An 18,312-nucleotide genomic window follows, 5' to 3' on the forward strand; every position below is an offset into this window, starting at 1 on the left:
AGCTGACGGCCATACGGCTCACCTCCCGTGGGTTCCTGCCGCGAGACTAGCCCGCCGGGACGTCGCGCCTCGACTGGTTTTCCGGGACGGTCATCCGCGCGCGGGCCCGGCCGTGCCGAGGAGGCGGTTCCGCGTGCGGGCGGGTGCCGTCGCGGGAAGGGTGGCGAGGATGTCGGCGAGCGAGCTGGCGGCGAGGGTCTCGCGCCACGCCCGGTGCGCCTCGGCCATCTTCGCGGCGAGCACGCAGGTGTCCCGGCAGTCCTCGGGAGGCAGCGCCCCCTCCCCCTGCCGGCGGATCTCGCGGCACTCGTAGGGCGGGGCGGCGCCGTCCACGGCCTCGACGATCTGGAGGAGGGTGATCTCGGCGGCCGGACGGCCCAGCCGGAACCCGCCGCGCGGACCGGTCGTCGCGGCCAGCACACCCGCCCTGACCAGGGACTGGAGCTGCTTGGCGAGGTAGGGCGCGGGCAGGTCGAAGTACCGCGCGAGCTGCGCGGCCGAGGCCGTCTCGCCCGGTTCGAGCTGCGCCAGGGACGCGGCGCAGTGCAACAGCCATTCGGTGCTCGCGGGCAGCTTCATGGAGCGTGAGCTTACCCGGACCGGTCCGGTCCTGGATATTGCAGATCCATTTAGTCCGAGATACGGTCGGACGGCAGCACCACACGATCGCAGCACCACAACGATCGCAGCACCGCACGAGCAAGGAGAGCCATCATGCGCATCGCCGTCGCCGGGGCGACCGGGAACATCGGAGCACTGACCGTCGCGCTCCTCCAGAAGGACGGGCACGACGTCGTCTCCATCAGCCGCTCCCTCGGCGTGGACCTCTCGACGGGCGAGGGCCTCGACGCCGCGCTCGCCGGTGTCGAGGCCGTCGTCGACGCCACCAACCTGACCGCGACCGACCGGGACGAGGCGGTGGCGTCCTTCGGCGCCGCGACCCGGAACCTGCTGGCCGCCGAGGAGCGCGCGGGCGTCCGGCACCACGTGCTGCTGTCGATCGCGGGCGTCGGCCGCGTCGACGGCAACGCCCACTACGCCGGGAAGCGCGAGCAGGAGCGGCTGGTCTCCGCCGGGACCGTGCCGTGGACGATCGTCCCGGCCACCCAGTTCCACGACTTCGCCGCGATGGTCGCCGCCTGGACCGAGCAGGACGGCGTCGCGACGATCGCGCCGCTGCTGGTCCAGCCGATCGCGCCCGCCGACGTCGCCGCCGTCCTCGCCGAGGTCGCGACCGGCGCGCCGCAGGGCCGGCACCGCGACATCGCCGGCCCCGACCCGCAGGACCTCGTGGACATGGCCCGCCGCACCCACCGGGCTCTGGGGCGGGACGTCAAGCTCGTCCCGACGTGGTCCGGGCTGTTCGGCCCGGAGATGGCCGGCAACGTCCTGCTCCCCGGCGACGACGCCCGGATCATGCCGACCACCTTCGAAGCCTGGCTCGCCGAACAGCGCTGAGCCGGACGGTCAGCGGCGCCCGACGAGCCACTCCAGGGCGTCCGGCGCCGCGTTGAGGACCGAGATGTGCCCGTCGCGCGCGGACGACCGCAGTTCCGCGCCCGGGCACCGCTCGGCCAGCCAGCGGGCGTGGGAGCAGGGGACCACGCGGTCCTCCTCCCCGTGCAGAAGAAGCACGGGAGCGGCGATGCGGGCCACGTCGAAGCCCCACGGTGCGACGTAGGCCAGGTCGTCGTCGACCAGCCCGCCCGGGCCGCCGGCGACGGCCGGGCCGACGACCTCCTCGAACCAGGACCAGGCACCGGCGAGCGCGGTCAGGTCGGCGGCGGTGAACATCTCCGGGTCTTCCGGCGCGTTCGCCTCGGCCCCAGCCTGGCCGCGTCCGCGAACAGGGGACGCGGCGGCGCGCCGATGTTCGGGGTACCGTGGAACCAGAAGAGCACCGGGCTTCCGGTCCGCTCGTCCTTCCCCGTGTCATAGACGCGCAGGCGCCGACCGCCGTCCACGGTCAGCGCGAACACCTCGACTCTCACGGGCCCGACCGTAACGGCCGGCAACGACAGAACGCCCTGAACGCCGGCGCGTGCTGTCTCGGCGCCCTGGTGATCACGCTCCTCCCCCGCCCCCGCAACGTCGGGCGCGAGGTCGGTTTTCTGCCAGCTCACCGTGGGGGCGGACGGCCAGGGTGGACGCATGGTCGTTTCGATGAGAGCGGAGAACGCGGCGAGGACGGGGCGGACGCTCGGGCTGGTGCTCGTCCTGTCGGCGCAGTTCATGATCATGCTGGACGGATCGATCGTCACGGTCGCGCTGCCGAGCGTGCAGCGGGAGCTGGGGTTCTCGCCGTCCGGGGTGCAGGCGGTCGTCACCGCGTACAACACCGCGCTCGGCGGCGGGCTGATCCTCGGCGGACGGATCGGCGATCTGTGCGGCAGGCGGCGCGTGCTGCTCGTCGGAATGGCCGGGTTCGCGGCGGCCTCGCTGCTGTGCGGGCTGGCGCAGAGCGCGGTCCTGCTCGTCGGCGGGCGGGTCCTCCAGGGGCTCTGCGCCGCGCTGATCGCGCCGACCGCGCTCGCGCTGCTCACCACGTCCTTTCCGGAAGGGCCGGAACGGGCGCGGGCGATGAGCCGGTTCGGCATCGCCACCGTGCTGGGGTTCGTCGGCGGGCTCGTCGCGAGCGGACCGCTGCTGGAGGCGTTCGGGTGGCGGGGCGTCTTCTTCGTGACCGTCCCGGTCGGGGCGGCGATGGCGGTGCTCACGCCGCGCCTGGTCGCGTCCTCGCCGCGCAAGGCGCGGCGGCTGGACGTTCCGGGCGCGCTGCTCATCACGCTGGGCGTCGCGGCCCTGGTCGTCGCGCCCGCGCAGGGCGGTGCCGCCGGGTGGACTTCGGCGCGGTGCCTGGTGCCGATCGCGGTGGGAATCGTCCTTTTGGTGGCGTTTCTGCTCGTCGAACGCAGGCATCCGGAGCCGCTGGTGCGGCTGGGCCTGTTCCGGTCGCGGACGCTGCGGGCCGCCAACGCGGTGTCGTTCGCGTCCGGGATGATGTCCGGAGCCGCATACCTGCTGGTCACCCTCTACCTGCAGGAGGTCAGGAACCTCGGGCCGGTGCGCGCGGGGCTGGTGGTCGCGCCGGTCGGGCTGCTGAACCTGGCGCTCGGGACCGTCCTCGGGCGGACGGTCACGCGCCTCGGCCTGCGAGCGGCGGTGAGCGGCGCGACGGCCTGCGCGGGCGCGCTGCTCGCGCTCGTCGCCTCGCAGATGACGCCCGGACGGAACGTCCTGCTGTTCGGGCTCGTCCTGCTGCCGTTCGGGATGGCGATGCTCGCGACCACGGTCACCTCCACGCTGGCGGCCACGTCCGGGGTCGCGCCGGACGAGCAGGGGCTCGCCGGCGGCGTCCGGCAGACCTCGTTCCAGCTCGGCATCGCGATCGGCGTCGCCGCGCTGGTCTCGCTGGCCGCCGGACGCGCCGCCGCGCTGCACGGCCCCCGCGCGGCGGCGCTGGCCGACGGCTACCGGACGGCCCTCTACGTCCTGGCGGGCCTGGTCATCGCGGCGAGCGCGCTCGCCCTCGCGATGATCCGCGACGCCCGGCGCCCGCCCCGCGACTGAGCGATCGCCAGGCCGGGAACACCCACCGCGACTTCCGACCTGCTGGAACACGGCCTGGCCGGGAGCTTCGGTCAGGCGGGGTAGGGGCTCTTCATCTCGCCGGAGTACGCCTCGGGAGCGCCTTCCAGGTGCTCGGGCACCTCGGCCATGAAGTCGGCGAGCAGAGCGGTCGCGTTGTGCCGGTCGAGGTCCTCGCGCGAGCGCCAGACCTCGTAGAGGAAGAACCGTCCGTCCTCCTGTTCGTGCAGGTGATACTGCAGGTTGCCGTCGTGCCCGCGGGACGGTTCGACCAGATCGAGGAGCATCTCCCTGAGCCGGTCGGCGTGCCCGGGCCTGGGGGTGAGGAATCCGTAGAGGGAAACGGGCGCTTGAACGTTCGGTGTCGTCGTCATGCGGCCAAGCTAGAAGGTGACACCGATGTGAGATTCAAGTGGCGCGGTCATGAGGTGGATCACATGAAGATCGGGGAGCTGTCGCGCGAGACCGGCGTGGCCGTCCGCCTGCTCCGCTACTACGAGGACCAGGGGCTGCTCGTCTCCCACCGCAGCGAGGGCGGCCACCGGCACTACGACGCCGACGCCCCGCTCGTCGTCGCCCGCATCCGGACGCTGCTCGCCGCCGGGCTGCCCACGCGGGTCATCCGCGACCTCATGCCCTGCTTCGTCGGCGAGGGCGTCGAACTCCAGGACTGCGTGTTCGACCACCTGACAGCCCAGCTGGCCGAGCTCGACACCCGCATCGCCGACCTCACCCGCGCGCGGACGACGCTGGGCGGCATCCTCGACGCCTCCCGCCGCGCCCGCATCGACGCCTGACACCCCCGCCCGCCTCGACACCTGACGCTCGGGCTGACCCTCGTGCAGCGGTACTGGACCGGCGAGCCGGTGACCTTCCATGGCCGCCACTTCCACGCGGAGGGCGCGGCGCTGCTCCCGGCGACCGTGCAGCGGCCCCGGCCGCCGGTCTGGGTCGCCGGGTTCTGGCCGCGGCGTCCGCCCATGCGGCGCGCGGCGCGGTTCGACGGCGCCGTCCCGCTGTTCGTCTCCGCCTCGCACGGCGTGGCGCCGCCGGTCGGCGAGGTGCGCGACCTGGTCGGGTACGTGCGCGAGCAGCGGGCGGGCCTGCCGGACGGCCTCGCCGGCCGTCCGTTCGAGATCGTCGTCGGCGGCGCCTCCCCCGCCGATCCCGGCCGCGCGTCCGATCTGCTCGGGCCGCTGCGGGACGCGGGCGCCACCTGGTGGGACGAGCGGCAGCCCATGGACGGCGACGGCCTCGACCGGCTCGCGCCCGTCCTGGCCCGCATCGAGCAGGGACCGCCGACCGCCTGACCTCACGGCCTCCATGAAACCGGTCGCAGCCCGAAAATCCGCTTTGGCTTACGGAACTTACTGCAACGGCTTTGGCGGGCGAAGCACTTGACGAATGGCGGCGATCTTCAGTTGAATGGGCGCCGGTGCCGCGTGGCGTGCGCAGAGGAGCCCCGACCGAGGACGGTGGGCCAGGCCGCGTACGAGTGGGCGAGCACCGCGATAGCCCGAAGGGGATGATGCAGGTGGCCGCCTACCGCATGGATCTCGCGTAGCCGCACCGCGCCGACGCCGTTCGCGGCGCCGCGGGCCGGTCCGCCCGCGCGCGGCGCTCTCGCATGAGCGCCCTTTCCAGACGCCCGTGAACTGACCGCGTCGTATCACTCATACCCGTCGCCTCCGGAGGCGTCCGTCTTTTGACGTGCCCTATCAAGGCGCGCGGGCACACCATTCGTCATTCCTTCTCTCCGCCATGCGGAAAAATCGTTGAGGAGCGTTTTGTCCAACCCGTTCGTGGATTTCCAACAGCAGGTCATCGCGGAGTTCCGCGCCCATTGCGGGCGCGTCGGCGGCATGTTCGAGGGAGCCCGGCTGGTCCTGCTCACGACGGCGGGCGCGCGCACGGGCCGTCCGCACACGGTTCCGGTCGGCTTCCTGCCCGATTCCGGACGGCTGCTGGTCATCGCGTCGGCGGGCGGCGCGGACCGGCACCCGGCCTGGTTCCACAACCTGGTGGCGCACCCGCGCGTCACCGTCGAGACCGGTCCGGTCACGCTGGAGGCCGAGGCGTCAGTGCTGGACGGCGACGAGCGCGCCGAGATCTGGGCGCGGGCCGTCGAGTCCGATCCCGGCTGGGCCGACTACCAGCGCAAGACCTCGCGGGTGATCCCGGTCGTCGCGCTGCGGCCGGTGCGGATCGTCCACGCCGACCCGCCCGAAAGCGACCTGTTCGCGTACCTGCGCGCCCACCGACCCGATCTGGTGTCCGTCCTCGACGGGTATGAGTCGCGAGCTGCCGTCGCGTCCGGCGGCGGAGATCCGGAGGTTCACTTGACGACCCATCGCATCGCGAGTCCCGACACGTACGAGACCGTGCAGGCCTCGGTGGTCGGCATGTTCGAGAAAATGCCCCCACTGCCGGAGGACGCCGACACGACCGAGCTGTTCAGCCTCCCCGCACCCGGCCGGTGGGTGGACGCGTCCAAGTGCCGGCCGCGGGAGGCGGGCGTCGTCCTCTACGTGCACGGCGGCGGTTTCGAGCAGAGCCACGCCGAGATGGAGCAGCGGATGGCGTACCGGTTGTCCAGGGCGGCCGGCCGTCCGGCCTTCAACCTGGACTACTCGCTCGCTCCCGCGCATCCCTTCCCGGCCGCGCACGACGAGGTCGTCGCCACCTACCGCGCGCTGCTCGACCAGGGCGTCCCCGCCGAGCGGACGGTCCTGTTCGGCGAGTCGGCCGGGGCGACGATCATCCTGGAGGTCCTGCACACGCTGCGCGCGGAGGGCGTGCCGCTCCCGGGCGCGGTGGTGCCGGTCTCCGCGATCACCGACTTCACGCTGGCGAGCCCTTCGATCGACTCCCCGGCGGGGCGCGACCCGGTCACCCGTCCGATGCTCGACCACATCCTGGGCCAGTACCTGAACGGGCTGCCGAACGACCGGGCTCCGCAGTCGCCCCTCCACGGCGACCTGTCGGGGCTGCCGCGCATGCTGATGATGGCCGGCGGCGACGAGGCTCTGCTGGACGACTCCCGGCGCTACGCGGAGGCGGCGGCCAAGGCGGGCGTCGACGTCACGCTGGACGTGTACGAGGGCATGCCGCACGCCTTCCACCTGACCGCCATCGCGGACCCGCGGCCCCCGGTCAGCGACACGTTCCTCCAGCGGCTGTCCTCCTGGCTGTCCGCGGACGGCCCGCAGGACCGGAGCGCCTGACGTCGCCGGGGGCCGGGCGCGAGCCGATCGCCTGACATCGCCGGGGGGCCGGGCGCGAGCCGATCGCCTGACATCACCGGCGCCGGGCACGAGCGGATCGCCTGACATCGGGGACGGCGCGTCGAGCGACGGCATATGCCGGATGATCTCCGTCCGTGGTCGTTAAACTACGGAACGCAGCATCCTGGACCCCGTTCCAGACCATGGCGACCTCCGCGTCGCGGGGGCCGCCATGGCCGTTCCGCGACCCCGGCGGCACGTGCCCGGCGGCGCGTGTCCGGCCCACCCGGTACCCGCCCGCGCCCTCGTGGCGAACGGCTCGCCTCCTGCCCGCGCCGGAAGGGAACGCATGGAGCAGCTTCGCCTGGACGTCAGGCGGCAGCGGGACGGCCACCTCGTCACCGTCGCCGGGGAGCTCGACCTCGCCACGGCGCCGGTCCTGCGCGAGTGCCTCCAGCACATCGTGGCGACGCCGGGCGGGCACCTCACGCTGGACCTGTCGGAGATCGAGTTCATCGACGGCAGCGGCCTGGCCGTCCTGCTGTACGCCGACCACCTGACCCGCGTCCACCGGCGGAACCTCCTGCTCCTCACCCCGGCGCCGCGCGTCCAGCGCCTGCTCCACATGACCCGGACGAAGCGCCGCTTCCTCATCTACCCGTGTCCGTGAGTGGCGGCGGACAGGGCGTGTCCTCCGGCCCGGCCGAAGGGAGGAGGCTAGATTACGGCGCGTGACGGATCCAGCGCCGATCGTGATCGCCGGTGGCGGTCTCGCCGCGGCCACGACGTGCTCTGCTACGACCGGCTGCTGCTCGCCACCGGTTCCTCGGCGCGCCGCCTGCCCGTCCCCGGCGCGGACGGCGGCAACGTGCACACCCTGCGGACGGTCGAGGACAGCGACCGGCTGCGCGCCGCGTTCGCCGCGGCCGAGCGGGTCGCGGTCGTCGGCGCGGGCTGGATCGGGCCGGAGACCGCGGCCGCCGCCCGGAACGCGGGCGCGCAGGTCGCGGTGATCGAGTCGCGGGCGGCGCCGCTGGAGGCCGCCCTCGGGTCGCCGGTCTCCGAGGTCTTCACCGCGCTGCACCGCGAGCACGGCGTCGAGTTCACCTTCAACGCGCGCGTGGACGCGATCACCGAGGGCGGCGTCCTGTTCGACGACGGCGTCCACGTCCGCGCGGACGCGGTCGTCGTCGGGATCGGCGCCACCCCGAACGTGGACCTGGCCAGGGACGCGGGCCTGGCCGTGAAGGACGGCGTCACCGTCGGCGCGGACCTGCGCACCTCCGATCCCCGCATCTTCGCCGTCGGCGACATCGCCAACGCCTTCCACCCGGTGCTGGGACGCCACGTCCGGGTGGAGCACTGGGCCAACGCGCTCAACCAGCCCGCGGTGGCCGCCCGCGCGATGCTCGGCCGCCCCGCCGCCTACGACGACCTGCCGTACTTCTTCACCGACCAGTACGACCTGGGCATGGAGTACGTCGGTCTGCCCCATCCGGCGCGCGACACGCGGGTGGTCGTCCGGGGCGACCTGGGGGCGCGCGAGTTCATCGCGTTCTGGGTGCAGGACGACCTGGTCACCGCGGCGATGAACGTCGACATCTGGGACGTCGCCGACCACACGCGGGCCATCATCCGCGCCCAGCGGCCCTTCGCCGACGCGGATCTCGCCGATCCGAACGTCCCGCTGGCGGAACTCGCGATGGCCTGAGCCCGGCGCGGGCCGGCTACGGCCGGTCGGCGGCCGTGTCCCCGGCCGGGTCTTCGACCTGACGCTGCCGCTGGAGCAGGCGGCCGGGGACTACCGGGCCTTGGACGAGCGCCGCGCGGTCAGGGCGCTCTCACGCCCTGACCGCGACCTGCGGCCCGTCCTAGCGGCGGGTGGTGACGGTGGTCGGGGGCTGGTGGCCGCTGGTGACCAGTGGGGTGACGGCGGAGGCGCGGGCCCCGCCGGTGACGGCCAGGCCGCCCGCCGGGACGTACATCGCCTCGTCGAAGGTGCCGCCGGCGGGCGCGTTGGCGACGGCGATGACCGGCCAGGCGCGTCCGCCCGCGATGGACGTGGAGATGTAGTCGCCGACCATCACGCCCTGGCTCGTGTTGGCGAGCCACGACAGCGTCATCGGCCCGGCGAGCTGGGTCGGCGCGCTCCAGGACGAGCCGCCGTTGACCGAGGACGTGTAGCCGACGGTCAGCTGGCAGGTGGACGCCGTGCAGCTCGCGGCCGGATACCGGTAGTAGGTGACCGCGAGCCGGGCCGAGCCGCCCGAGGACGCCGGGTCGACGCCGATGCCGGGGATGAAGTGGTCGCCCCCGTCGGCGGTCACGCGGGTGACCGGCCCCCAGGTCGTCTCGCTGGTGGACTTGCTCATCACGATGTCGTTGGCGGCGCAGCCGGACTGGAAGCGGCAGTCCTGCCAGACGACGTAGGCCGTCCCCGCGGAGTCGATCTCGGCGGACGGCAGCGGGCTGGTGCGCAGGTTCCCCGCCACGGTGTGCGACTGGATCGCGGAGACGAGGACGGACGACCGCCAGGTCGCGCCGCCGTCGGTGGAGCGGAACGACCGGATCTGCCCGTTGTTGCTCTGGTAGGGCACGAGGACCGTCCCGTTCGGCCGCACGACCGGCTGGCCGCCGAGGCCGGTGGAGCTCGTGGTGGCGTTCGTCCAGGTCAGGCCGCCATCGGTGGAGGTCGCCATGTGGATGCGGTTGCCGGCGCCGTTGTCGTCGTACTCGGTGTAGCAGTGTCCGTAGGACGGGCTGGACGCCGTGTTGTCGCAGACGATCCAGTTCTTGTCCAGGTTGGCCGAGCCGGTCGCGTTGGCGGTGACCACGGGATTGGCCCAGGTGTGGCCGCCGTCGGTGGAGCGGCTGGTGACCACGGCCTTGCCCAGCACGCCACCGCTGTCGGTGATGGCCAGGCCGGAGATCAGCCAGGCGCCGTGCCGGGCGTCGTAGCCGACCGCCGCGTCGCTGACGCGGTCGTAGGGGCCGCCGCCCAGGAACTTGGTGACGCCGGGCAGGCAGCCGTTCGTCCAGGTGGAGCCGCTGTCGGACGACGTCGCGAAGCAGATGTCGGACGAACCGCCGTCGAAGAACCGGCCGGTCTGGAACGCCGACACGATCGTCGTCCCGTAGGTGAAGGTGTCGGGCTCGACCTGGGTGCGGTGCTGGCTGGTGGTGTTGGTGAACGGGTCGCTGCTCACCTGGGTGAGGGCCACGTTGGCCAGGACCGGACCGCCGCCCAGCACCAGCGCCGCCGCACTGGCGAGTGCGGCGGCGGGCAGGGGCAGGAGACGGCGGGCGGGGAATCGCAGGGACATGAGAATCTCCCATCACGGACAAAACAGGCCAAACGTGCGCCCCTTCGGCCGGACCGTCAATGGAGGCCGCATGTCCGCTTGCGGCCTGTTGCCGCTCGCCGACCGACACACCACGGCACACGCCGCCGCCGCAGCGCGGGCCGCCGTCGTGGGCTGAAGGGGGTGGGAACGTTCTAGGCTTGGGTACGGGTGATCATCGAGCGCTGGGGGTGGGGCGTGGGGCGACGTCCGCTGGGACGGCTGGAGGCGGAGGTGCTGGCCGTGCTGGCGTCCGCCGAGGCCTCGATCAGCACCGCCGACCTGCGGGAACGGCTGAGCGGGACGCCGCCCGCGCACACGACGCTGAACACGATCCTGACCCGGCTGCACCGCAAGGGCATGGTGCGGCGGGAGCGGGCCGGACGGCAGTACGAGTACCGCCTCGCGGTGGACGAGGCCGAGGTCGTCGCCGGACGCATGCACGAGCACCTGCGGTTCGCCAGCGACCAGCGGCACGCGCTGAGCCGCTTCGTCGAGACGCTGAACAGCGAGCAGACCGACATGCTCCGCGCCGTCCTGGAGGGTCACGCCGCCGCCGGGCCCGACGCGGGCGGGGAACCGTCGTGAACCCGTTCACGTTCCTGCCGGTGGCGGCGACGCTGCCGCTGGCGTTCGCGCTCGGCCGGGCGCGCCTGCCGCTGCATCCGGCGTGGACGGCGCGGATCCTCGCGACGGTCGCCGCGACCGCCACCGTCTCGGCCGTCGGGACGGCCCTGTTCGTCGCGGTCAACTACGCCGCGACGCTCGCGCCGGACGCGGCGGACCGGCTGCCCGAGTGGATGCTGTTCGGCGACGACGAGCCCGTCCCGGCCGTGGCGGGCGTCCCGGCGCTGCTGGCGTTCGGCTATGCCTGCGCCGCCGCGTCGTGGGTCGTCCTGCGGAGCGCCGTCACCACGCGGCGGGCGCGGCGTCTCAGCCGGGGCGTGCTCGACAGCGACGTGCCGGTGGCGTTCGCCGTCCCCGGACGGCGCGACGGCGGCGTCCTGGTGTCGCGCGGTCTGCTCGGGCTGCTGGACGGCCGCGAGCTGGCGGTCGTCTTCCGGCACGAGGAGTCCCACCTCCGGCACGCCCATCACCGGTACCTGCTGGTCGGAGCCCTGATCGGCGGGATCGTCCCGCCGCTGCGCCCGCTCGGCGCGCGGCTGCGCCTGGCGCTGGAGCGCTGGGCGGACGAGGACACCGCCACGGCCACCGGCGACCGCGTCCTGGTCGCGCGGACGATCGCGAAGGTGGCGCTGGCGTCCGCTCCGGGCGGCGGACGCGGTCCGGGCGTCCTGCCGGGGTTCACCGAGTCGCAGACCGTCGAGCGGGTACGGGCGCTGCTCGGCGCGCCGCCTCCGGCGACCGCGGTGACCGGTCCGGTCGCGTTGCTGGGCAGCGGCCTCACGACCGGTCCGCTCGCCGCGGCGGCCCTCCAACTCGACCAGGCGCTGGGGCTGCCGTTCCTCTGACCCGGCCGGCGCTCTCCCGGCCGACTTGATCAACTCCCGACGATCTACGACACTTGTCGTAGTTGACCTCGGAACGGGAGTCCTGCGATGACGTGTTTCTTCGACGCCGCCCACGGCCCGGGCGTCCAGACCATCCTGTGGACGCCGCAGTGGGGCGCGGCGCGCACCGTGACGGCCTGCCCGGCCTGCGCGCAGCAGTGGGCCGTCCACCAGCAGCAGATGGCCTCCGGACAGCCCGGCCACCCGGTCGCGCAGCCCGGCTACCCCGCCACGCAGCCCGGCTATCCCGCCGTGCAGCCCGGCTACCCCGCCGCCGGACACCCGCAACCGGGTCACGGCCAGCCGGTCCACGACGACCACCACCATCACCCCGAGCGGCAGCGGCGCGGTCCGGGCTGGGGCGGCGTCGCGGCGGCGGGCGCGGCCGGGCTCGTCGGCGGCGCGCTGATCAACGAGATGCTGGACGACGACGAGCCGCAGCAGGTCGTCTACGAGATCACCAACAACGAGTACGTGACCAACAACGACTTCTCCGACGCGGACGGCGGCGACGGCGGCGACGGCGGCGACGAGGGCTGGTAGACGACCGGGTCCGCCGTCCCGTCCGAACGACGCGAGACAGCGGACCCCGGATTGGAAACGGCCGGAAGCGGAGCGACCGTCAGGCGTCGCGGACGGCCCGGAAGGCCTCCACCGCCCGGTGGATGTCCTCGGTGGAGTGCGCCGCCGAAAGCTGGACGCGGATGCGGGCCTTGCCCTTCGGCACGACCGGGTAGGAGAACGCGATCACGTAGATCCCGCGCTCCAGCAGCGCGGCGGCCATCTCCCCGGCCTTCGCCGCGTCCCCGATCATGACCGGGGTGATGGGGTGCTCGCCGGGCAGGATGTCGAACCCGGCGGCGGTCATCTCGGCGCGGAACAGCGCGGTGTTCGCCGCCAGGCGCTCGCGGCGATCGCCCGAGGCCTCCAGGAGCTCCAGCACCCGCAGGGACGCGCCGACGATGGACGGCGCCAGCGAGTTCGAGAACAGGTAGGGCCGCGAGCGCTGGCGGAGGATCTCCACGATCTCGGCGCGGCCGGAGACGTAGCCGCCGCTCGCGCCGCCCAGCGCCTTGCCGAGGGTGCCGGTGACGACGTCCACCCGGTCGGTGACGCCGAACAGCTCGGGCGTGCCGCGTCCGGTCGGGCCGGTGAAGCCGACCGCGTGGGAGTCGTCCACCATGACCAGCGCGCCGTGCTCGTCGGCCAGGTCGCAGATGCGGTCGAGCGGGGCGATGTAGCCGTCCATCGAGAACACGCCGTCGGTGACGATCAGCTTGTGCCGGGCCCCGGCGGCCTCCTTGAGGCAGCGCTCCAGGTCGTCCATGTCGCGGTTGCGGTAGCGGTACCGGGCCGCCTTGGACAGCCGGATCCCGTCGATGATGCTGGCGTGGTTCAGCTCGTCGGAGATCACCGCGTCGGCGTCGGTGAGCAGGGTCTCGAAGACCCCGCCGTTGGCGTCGAAGCACGAGCTGTAGAGGATCGTGTCGTCGGTGCCGAGGAACGCGCTGAGCTTGGCCTCCAGCTCCTTGTGCGGCTCCTGGGTGCCGCAGATGAAGCGGACCGACGCCATGCCGAAGCCCCAGTCGTCCAGGGCCTTCTTGGCGGCGGCGATGACCTCGGGGTGGTCGGCGAGGTCGAGGTAGTTGTTGGCGCAGAAGTTCACGACCTCGCCGGACGCGACGCCGATCGCGGCCGACTGCGGGGTGGTGAGGACGCGTTCGGACTTGTACAGCCCGGCCTCTCGGATCTCGGCCAGGCGACCGCGCAGGTCGTCGCGCAGGGTGTCGTACACGGGGTCTCCTAGAGGGTCTCGCGGGTCCAGTCGATGACGACCTTGCCGCAGCGCCCGGAGCGGGCGGTGGCGAAGGCCTCGGCGTGCTCGCCGTAGCCGAAGCGGTGGGTGATCACCGGGCTGATGTCCAGGCCGCCCTGCAGCAGCACCGACATGGCGTACCAGGTCTCGAACATCTCGCGGCCGTAGATGCCGCGCAGGGTGAGCATGCGGGTGACGACGGTGGCCATGTCCACCGGGACGTCCCCGGCGGGCAGGCCGAGGACGGCGATCCGGCCGCCGGGGCTCATCGTGGCCACCATGTCCTGGAGGGCGTCCGGGCGGCCGGACATCTCCATCCCGACGTCGAAGCCCTCGGTCATGGCGAGCTCGGGCAGCACGTCGGCGATCTTCGACTCGGCGACGTCGAGCGCGACGGTCGCGCCGAGCTTGCGGGCCAGCTCCAGGCGCGGCTCGCTGACGTCGGTGATCACCACGTTGCGGGCGCCCGCGTGCGCGGCGATCGCGGCGGCCATCATGCCGATCGGGCCGGCGCCGGTGATCAACACGTCCTCGCCCAGGACCGGGAAGGCCAGCGCGGTGTGCACGGCGTTGCCGAACGGGTCGAAGATCGCGGCCACGTCGAGGTCGACCTCGTGCCGGTGCACCCAGACGTTCGCCTCGGGCAGCGCGACGTACTCGGCGAACGCCCCGTCGGTGTGGACGCCGAGGCCGACGGTGCGGATGCACAGGTGGCGGCGGCCCGCCATGCAGTTGCGGCAGGTGCCGCACACCAGGTGGCCCTCGCCGCTGACCAGGTCGCCGACCTTGACCGTGCTGACGTCGGGGCCGACCGCGGCGACCTCGCCGGCGAACTCGTGGCCGAGCACGAGCGGCGGCCGGACGACGCGGGCGGCCCAGTCGTCCCAGGCCTCGATGTGCAGGTCGGTGCCGCACACGCCGGTGCGCAGCACCCGGATCAGGACCCGGTCGCCGTCGGCCGCGGGGACCGGCACGTCGACGAGTTCGAGACCGGGCGCGGAGGTGGTCTTCGCCAGCGCTCTCATGACCCTCACTGTGCTGGGCCGAAGCTTGTGAAGTCCATCGGTATTATCCGTGGATCGTTGTGAAGAACTTCTTCAAAGCCGAGGTCCGAGCATGATCGATCCGCGCAGGCTGCGGGTGCTGCGGGCGCTGGCCGAGCACGGGACGGTGACGGCCGCGGCGCGGGCGCTCTACCTGTCCCCGTCGGCGGTGTCGCAGCAGCTGGCCGCGCTGGAGGCGGAGGTCGGGCACGCGCTGCTGGAGCGGCGCGGCCGGGCGGTGCGGCTGACGGCCCCCGGCGTCGTGCTGGCCGAGCACGCCGGCCGGATCGCGATCCAGCTCGAGCAGGCCGAGGCCGACCTGGCGGCGGTGTCGGCGGGCGTCGCCGGGGAGGTCGCCATCGCGGCGTTCTCCACCGCGATCACCGAGGTCGTCGCGCCGCTGGTGGCCGACTCGCCGCCGCGGGTGCGGATCAGCGTCAAGGACGCCGAGGGCCGCGCCGCGCTCGGCCTGCTCCTGGACGGCGAGGTCGACGTGACCGTGGCCGTCGCCAACCGCGACACCCTCGGCTCGGGCGAGGACTCCCTGCTCAGGGAGCCGCTCTACACCGAGCCGTTCGACGCCGTCCTGCCCCCGGGGCACCCGCTCGGCACGGGCCACGAGGGCGTGAAGCTGGCGGCGCTCGCGTCCGCGCGGTGGATCACGCCGTGGCCGGGCAACCCGGTGCGCGAGGTGGTGCTGCGGGCGTGCGAGAGCGCCGGCTTCCAGCCGCGCGTCCAGTGCGTCTCGGACGACTTCCGCGCGGTGTGCGCGCTGGTGGAGGTGGGCGCGGGCGTCGCGCTCGTCCCCCGGTCGGCCCTCTCCGGGATCGGACGGACCAGGGCGATCGTCCGGCCGGTCCTGGACGCCCCGACGCGTCCGGTCTTCACGGCGATCCGGCGCGGCAGCCAGGACCATCCGCTGCTGAAGTTCGTCCTGGACGGCCTGCGCAGCAAGGCCCGCCAGCTCACCCCCGCCCCCGACGCCTGACCGTCCGCCGCGCCGTCCGCCGCTCCCCCGGCGGGGCCGGCCGCCGTCCTGACGCCTCAGGCCTCCGCGTCGTGCCGCGCGTTGGCGCGGTCCACCTCGGCCATGTGCGCCTCGGCCCACGCGCGGACGGCCGCGAGCGGGACTTCGAGCGACCGCCCGAGGTCGGTGAGCCGGTAGTGGACGCGCGGCGGGACGGTCGGCTCGACGCGCCGCGCGACGAGGCCGTCCCGCACCAGGCTCTGGAGGGTCGTGGACAGCATCTTCTGTGAGATTCCCGGCATCCGCCGGCGCAGGTCGGCGAACCGCACCTCCTGCGGGGACGCCTCGGCCAGCACCTTGACGGCCATCGACGTCCACTTGGTGCCGATGCGGTCCAGCAGCCGCCGGGTCGGGCACGCCGGGTCGAACAGGTCGCCTTTGGACTGGGGCCTCGGGGAGGTCACCTGGAGCTCACCACCTGTCGGGAAAGTGCCGTCTTGGCGCGGCCGTCGCGGTTACCTAAGGTTCTGTGGTCACCAATGGTAACCACATTTGAGGAAGCATGATGTCGGACATCACCCTGCGCACGGTCGCGACCAACGGCATCGAGGCCAACGTCGCCATCGCCGGGCACGGCCCCGCCGTGCTGCTGCTCCACGGCTTCCCGCACACCTGGCGGGTGTGGAGCGAGGTCATCCCCCACCTCGCCGCGCGCCACCGCGTCATCGCCCCCGACCTGCGCGGACTCGGCGGAACGACCCGCGCCGAGACCGGTTACGACGCGGCGAACCTCGCGCTCGACGCGGAAGGAGTCCTCGACGCGCTCGGCGAGCCGTCCGCGACGGTCGTCGGCATCGACGCCGGGGCCCCGCCCGCCTTCCTGCTGGCCATGCGGCGGCCCGAACGCGTCCGGCGGCTCGTCCTCATGGAGGCGGTTCTCGGCGACCTGCCCGGCGCGGAGGACTTCACGGCGGGCGGGCAGCGCTGGTGGTTCGGGTTCCACGCCGTCCCGGGCCTCGCCGAGACGGTGCTGCTCGGGAACGAGGCGCCGTACGTCGACTGGTTCCTGGACGGGGGCACGCTCGGCCGGGGCGTCCCGCCCGAGATCCGGGACGCCTTCGTCGCCGCCTACACCGGACGCGACTCGCTACGCTGCGCGTTCTCCCACTACCGGGCGATGCCCACGAGCGCGCGGCAGATCCGGGAGGCGGTCGCGTCCGCCCGGCTCACCGTGCCGACCACGGCCATCGGCGCGTACCCGGTGGGCGACGCGCTCGAACGGCAGCTCCGCCCGCACGCCGACGACCTCACCGGCCATCTGATCGAGGACTGCGGCCACATCGTTCCGCTGGACCGTCCGCGGGCGCTCCTCGACCACCTCTGACGGGCGGCCTGTGGGCGGCGGGCTCTGGCGGGCGGCCTGTGACCGGCGGGCTCTGGACGGCGGGCTCTGGACGGCGGGCGCTGGACGGCGGCGCGGCCGGTCGTCAGCCGGCGCCCAGTTCGGGCAGGTTCTCGGCCAGCGGGACGAACTCGGCGACCGAGAGCAGGCCGTTCCGGTCGGTGTCGTACTCGGCGAACAGCGCCCCGACCAGGCCGGACAGGTCGTTCACCTCGGCGGCCGGGAACATCCCGGCGATCGCGGCGGTCACCTCGTCCACCGTGAGCTGCCCGTCCCCGTCGGTGTCGTACTGGGCGAACACCGTCTCAAACTGCTCGGACATGATTCCCTTCCGCACCGGGCGACAATGGCCCCCGATCGTACTGCCCCCGTCCCGGAGTCCGGGCCCCGGACGGGGCTGATCACCTTATGATCTCCGGTCATGGCCCCCACCAGTGACCAGCTTCCCGAACTCGCCCGGCGCTTCGCCGCCCTCGACATGACCGGATGGGACGACGCCGCGTTCGACCGTGCCGTGACGCATCTCGGCTGGCGGCGGACGCAGGACGGTTCCGAGGGCGGGACGCCGCTCCGGACCGACCGCGAGGAGTACGAGACCGGCCTCGGCACCGGTCCGGGCCTCCTCGCCCGGCACGGCTCCGACGACGAGCGGACCGGGATCTCCGTGCGCGTCGGCGAGGCCGGCGAGTTCTTCCCCCGCCTGCGCGCCGCGCTGGAGGACGCGCTCGGCGCTCCGTCGATCATGCGGGGGCCCGGGCCGCTGCTGCGCTGGCGCGGCCCCGTCCGCCTGCTGGAACTCGAGCGGCTCGGGGACGACGCGTACCTGCGGATCGTCCCGACCGAGGCCGTCGAGAACGACGAGTACCGGACGGCGAAGTGGGCCGAGCCCGAGGACGGCCTCGAGCAGCTCGGCTACTGGCAGATCGTCGGCCGGGGCCCGGAACTCGCGGGCCTGTTCCTTCCGGGCGGCTACTACGCCGAGGACTGGGCGGAGTTCGAGAACCGGCTCGCGACGACGTTCTCGTCGATCCTCAACGATTTCTCACTGCTGGAAAAGCGCGACGACTTCACCGTCGTCGTGCGCACACCCGGCGAACACGGATTCGTGCAGTGGACCACCGACCGGGACTGGGGACTGCACATCGAGGCGGCCATTCCCCCCGACCACGATCCCGCGTGGCGGGAGACGATGACCGGACTCGGCTGGCCGCTGGACGACACGCCCGAGGGCGAGTTCTGCGTGGCCGACGATTTCTCCGAGCCCGGCACGGACGAGGCGAACATCGCCGCGCGGATGCTGGTGGGCGCGCTCAAGTCCTACGGCTTCCCCTTCGAGGACCTCTGGTACGAACGCATCTCCCGCGACCCGGATCTGCTCGGAATCGGCCTTCCCACCCGCCACGGCGACCGTTTCTGATCC

22 protein-coding genes and 1 pseudogene are annotated in these 18,312 nt (G+C 73.2%); 14 read left to right on the top strand and 9 right to left on the bottom strand.

The window, feature by feature from the left end:
- Positions 1-90: 90 nt before the first annotated feature.
- The gene (locus tag ACFPCY_RS10045; protein WP_378253592.1) at positions 91-579 is read right to left on the bottom strand and encodes an RrF2 family transcriptional regulator; all 489 of its coding nucleotides are present in this window, start codon (positions 577-579) and stop codon (positions 91-93) included.
- 135 nt (positions 580-714) lie between these two features.
- Here ACFPCY_RS10045 and ACFPCY_RS10050 point away from each other — a divergent pair, with 135 nt between their 5' ends.
- Complete coding sequence (locus ACFPCY_RS10050) at positions 715-1,458, top strand: SDR family oxidoreductase (RefSeq protein ID WP_378253594.1); 744 nt, start codon at positions 715-717, stop codon at positions 1,456-1,458.
- A 9-nt stretch (positions 1,459-1,467) separates the two neighbouring features.
- Here the strand turns inward: ACFPCY_RS10050 and ACFPCY_RS10055 are convergent, their stop codons facing one another.
- On the bottom strand, positions 1,468-1,794 hold the full coding sequence (locus tag ACFPCY_RS10055) for an alpha/beta hydrolase (protein WP_378253596.1): 327 nt from the start codon (positions 1,792-1,794) through the stop codon (positions 1,468-1,470).
- Positions 1,773-1,991: a hypothetical protein gene (locus ACFPCY_RS10060; protein ID WP_378253598.1), complete on the bottom strand. Its 219-nt coding sequence runs from the start codon at positions 1,989-1,991 to the stop codon at positions 1,773-1,775. The genes ACFPCY_RS10055 and ACFPCY_RS10060 overlap by 22 nt, the downstream gene beginning before the upstream one ends.
- Before the next feature lie 172 nt (positions 1,992-2,163).
- Here ACFPCY_RS10060 and ACFPCY_RS10065 point away from each other — a divergent pair, with 172 nt between their 5' ends.
- Positions 2,164-3,570, top strand: a complete 1,407-nt coding sequence (locus ACFPCY_RS10065; RefSeq protein ID WP_378253600.1) for an MFS transporter — start codon at positions 2,164-2,166, stop codon at positions 3,568-3,570.
- Positions 3,571-3,641: 71 nt separating this feature from the next.
- On the opposite strand, the gene ACFPCY_RS10070 is transcribed toward ACFPCY_RS10065, so the two are convergent.
- Positions 3,642-3,962 (bottom strand): putative quinol monooxygenase, encoded by a 321-nt coding sequence (locus ACFPCY_RS10070; RefSeq protein ID WP_378253602.1) that lies wholly within the window; start codon positions 3,960-3,962, stop codon positions 3,642-3,644.
- A 63-nt stretch (positions 3,963-4,025) separates the two neighbouring features.
- On the opposite strand from ACFPCY_RS10070, the gene ACFPCY_RS10075 reads away from it, so the two are divergent.
- From ACFPCY_RS10075 to ACFPCY_RS43105, 6 genes and pseudogenes are all read left to right on the top strand, one after another.
- Positions 4,026-4,385 carry a MerR family transcriptional regulator gene (locus tag ACFPCY_RS10075; protein ID WP_378253605.1) on the top strand — a complete coding sequence of 120 codons (360 nt, stop codon included), beginning with the start codon at positions 4,026-4,028 and terminating at the stop codon, positions 4,383-4,385.
- 42 nt (positions 4,386-4,427) lie between these two features.
- Positions 4,428-4,898, top strand: a complete 471-nt coding sequence (locus tag ACFPCY_RS10080) for an LLM class flavin-dependent oxidoreductase (RefSeq protein ID WP_378253607.1) — start codon at positions 4,428-4,430, stop codon at positions 4,896-4,898.
- Between the two features lie 477 nt (positions 4,899-5,375).
- The gene (locus ACFPCY_RS10085) at positions 5,376-6,812 is read left to right on the top strand and encodes a nitroreductase/quinone reductase family protein (RefSeq protein WP_378253609.1); all 1,437 of its coding nucleotides are present in this window, start codon (positions 5,376-5,378) and stop codon (positions 6,810-6,812) included.
- A 349-nt stretch (positions 6,813-7,161) separates the two neighbouring features.
- Positions 7,162-7,482 (top strand): STAS domain-containing protein, encoded by a 321-nt coding sequence (locus ACFPCY_RS10090; RefSeq protein WP_378253611.1) that lies wholly within the window; start codon positions 7,162-7,164, stop codon positions 7,480-7,482.
- Between the two features lie 117 nt (positions 7,483-7,599).
- On the top strand, positions 7,600-8,523 hold the full coding sequence (locus tag ACFPCY_RS10095; RefSeq protein WP_378253613.1) for an NAD(P)/FAD-dependent oxidoreductase: 924 nt from the start codon (positions 7,600-7,602) through the stop codon (positions 8,521-8,523).
- 40 nt (positions 8,524-8,563) lie between these two features.
- Positions 8,564-8,653, top strand: a pseudogene (locus ACFPCY_RS43105) (zinc-binding dehydrogenase); the annotation flags it as partial.
- A 30-nt stretch (positions 8,654-8,683) separates the two neighbouring features.
- On the opposite strand, the gene ACFPCY_RS10100 reads toward ACFPCY_RS43105, so the two are convergent.
- Positions 8,684-10,135, bottom strand: a complete 1,452-nt coding sequence (locus ACFPCY_RS10100) for a sialidase family protein (RefSeq protein WP_378253615.1) — start codon at positions 10,133-10,135, stop codon at positions 8,684-8,686.
- Positions 10,136-10,324: 189 nt separating this feature from the next.
- On the opposite strand from ACFPCY_RS10100, the gene ACFPCY_RS10105 reads away from it, so the two are divergent.
- From ACFPCY_RS10105 to ACFPCY_RS10115, 3 genes are all read left to right on the top strand, one after another.
- Positions 10,325-10,741: a BlaI/MecI/CopY family transcriptional regulator gene (locus ACFPCY_RS10105; protein WP_378253617.1), complete on the top strand. Its 417-nt coding sequence runs from the start codon at positions 10,325-10,327 to the stop codon at positions 10,739-10,741.
- Complete coding sequence (locus tag ACFPCY_RS10110; protein WP_378253619.1) at positions 10,738-11,625, top strand: M56 family metallopeptidase; 888 nt, start codon at positions 10,738-10,740, stop codon at positions 11,623-11,625. The genes ACFPCY_RS10105 and ACFPCY_RS10110 overlap by 4 nt, the downstream gene beginning before the upstream one ends.
- Positions 11,626-11,712: 87 nt before the next feature.
- Positions 11,713-12,207, top strand: coding sequence for a hypothetical protein (locus ACFPCY_RS10115; RefSeq protein ID WP_378253621.1), 495 nt, complete (start codon positions 11,713-11,715; stop codon positions 12,205-12,207).
- Positions 12,208-12,286: 79 nt separating this feature from the next.
- Here ACFPCY_RS10115 and ACFPCY_RS10120 read toward each other — a convergent pair whose 3' ends face one another.
- Together ACFPCY_RS10120 and tdh are read right to left on the bottom strand one after the other, a co-directional pair.
- Positions 12,287-13,459, bottom strand: a complete 1,173-nt coding sequence (locus tag ACFPCY_RS10120) for a glycine C-acetyltransferase (RefSeq protein WP_378253623.1) — start codon at positions 13,457-13,459, stop codon at positions 12,287-12,289.
- A gap of 8 nt (positions 13,460-13,467) precedes the next feature.
- A complete protein-coding gene (gene tdh, locus ACFPCY_RS10125) occupies positions 13,468-14,505 on the bottom strand; it encodes an L-threonine 3-dehydrogenase (protein ID WP_378253625.1) in 1,038 nt (345 codons plus the stop codon).
- Positions 14,506-14,596: 91 nt separating this feature from the next.
- On the opposite strand from tdh, the gene ACFPCY_RS10130 reads away from it, so the two are divergent.
- Positions 14,597-15,511: a LysR family transcriptional regulator gene (locus ACFPCY_RS10130; RefSeq protein ID WP_378253627.1), complete on the top strand. Its 915-nt coding sequence runs from the start codon at positions 14,597-14,599 to the stop codon at positions 15,509-15,511.
- Between the two features lie 56 nt (positions 15,512-15,567).
- On the opposite strand, the gene ACFPCY_RS10135 is transcribed toward ACFPCY_RS10130, so the two are convergent.
- The gene (locus tag ACFPCY_RS10135; RefSeq protein ID WP_378253629.1) at positions 15,568-15,954 is read right to left on the bottom strand and encodes a winged helix-turn-helix transcriptional regulator; all 387 of its coding nucleotides are present in this window, start codon (positions 15,952-15,954) and stop codon (positions 15,568-15,570) included.
- Between the two features lie 101 nt (positions 15,955-16,055).
- Here ACFPCY_RS10135 and ACFPCY_RS10140 point away from each other — a divergent pair, with 101 nt between their 5' ends.
- Complete coding sequence (locus ACFPCY_RS10140; protein WP_378253630.1) at positions 16,056-16,874, top strand: alpha/beta fold hydrolase; 819 nt, start codon at positions 16,056-16,058, stop codon at positions 16,872-16,874.
- Between the two features lie 103 nt (positions 16,875-16,977).
- Here the strand turns inward: ACFPCY_RS10140 and ACFPCY_RS10145 are convergent, their stop codons facing one another.
- The gene (locus ACFPCY_RS10145) at positions 16,978-17,214 is read right to left on the bottom strand and encodes an EF-hand domain-containing protein (protein WP_378253632.1); all 237 of its coding nucleotides are present in this window, start codon (positions 17,212-17,214) and stop codon (positions 16,978-16,980) included.
- A 99-nt stretch (positions 17,215-17,313) separates the two neighbouring features.
- Between ACFPCY_RS10145 and ACFPCY_RS10150 the strand changes: the two genes are divergently transcribed.
- Positions 17,314-18,309, top strand: coding sequence for a TY-Chap domain-containing protein (locus tag ACFPCY_RS10150; RefSeq protein WP_378253634.1), 996 nt, complete (start codon positions 17,314-17,316; stop codon positions 18,307-18,309).
- Positions 18,310-18,312: the final 3 nt, after the last annotated feature.

This window comes from Actinomadura gamaensis (genome assembly GCF_042652125.1).
In the GTDB taxonomy this organism is placed as follows: Bacteria; Actinomycetota; Actinomycetes; order Streptosporangiales; family Streptosporangiaceae; genus Spirillospora; species Spirillospora gamaensis.

Bases quoted from the DNA above. Each gene is read 5' to 3' on its own strand.
- ACFPCY_RS10045 (WP_378253592.1), bottom strand. From the start codon at position 579: ATGAAGCTGCCCGCGAGCACCGAATGGCTGTTGCACTGCGCCGCGTCC.
- ACFPCY_RS10050 (WP_378253594.1), top strand. From the start codon at position 715: ATGCGCATCGCCGTCGCCGGGGCGACCGGGAACATCGGAGCACTGACC.
- ACFPCY_RS10055 (WP_378253596.1), bottom strand. From the start codon at position 1,794: ATGTTCACCGCCGCCGACCTGACCGCGCTCGCCGGTGCCTGGTCCTGG.
- ACFPCY_RS10065 (WP_378253600.1), top strand. From the start codon at position 2,164: ATGAGAGCGGAGAACGCGGCGAGGACGGGGCGGACGCTCGGGCTGGTG.
- ACFPCY_RS10070 (WP_378253602.1), bottom strand. From the start codon at position 3,962: ATGACGACGACACCGAACGTTCAAGCGCCCGTTTCCCTCTACGGATTC.
- ACFPCY_RS10075 (WP_378253605.1), top strand. From the start codon at position 4,026: ATGAAGATCGGGGAGCTGTCGCGCGAGACCGGCGTGGCCGTCCGCCTG.
- ACFPCY_RS10090 (WP_378253611.1), top strand. From the start codon at position 7,162: ATGGAGCAGCTTCGCCTGGACGTCAGGCGGCAGCGGGACGGCCACCTC.
- ACFPCY_RS10100 (WP_378253615.1), bottom strand. From the start codon at position 10,135: ATGTCCCTGCGATTCCCCGCCCGCCGTCTCCTGCCCCTGCCCGCCGCC.
- ACFPCY_RS10115 (WP_378253621.1), top strand. From the start codon at position 11,713: ATGACGTGTTTCTTCGACGCCGCCCACGGCCCGGGCGTCCAGACCATC.
- tdh (WP_378253625.1), bottom strand. From the start codon at position 14,505: ATGAGAGCGCTGGCGAAGACCACCTCCGCGCCCGGTCTCGAACTCGTC.
- ACFPCY_RS10130 (WP_378253627.1), top strand. From the start codon at position 14,597: ATGATCGATCCGCGCAGGCTGCGGGTGCTGCGGGCGCTGGCCGAGCAC.
- ACFPCY_RS10140 (WP_378253630.1), top strand. From the start codon at position 16,056: ATGTCGGACATCACCCTGCGCACGGTCGCGACCAACGGCATCGAGGCC.
- ACFPCY_RS10145 (WP_378253632.1), bottom strand. From the start codon at position 17,214: ATGTCCGAGCAGTTTGAGACGGTGTTCGCCCAGTACGACACCGACGGG.
- ACFPCY_RS10150 (WP_378253634.1), top strand. From the start codon at position 17,314: ATGGCCCCCACCAGTGACCAGCTTCCCGAACTCGCCCGGCGCTTCGCC.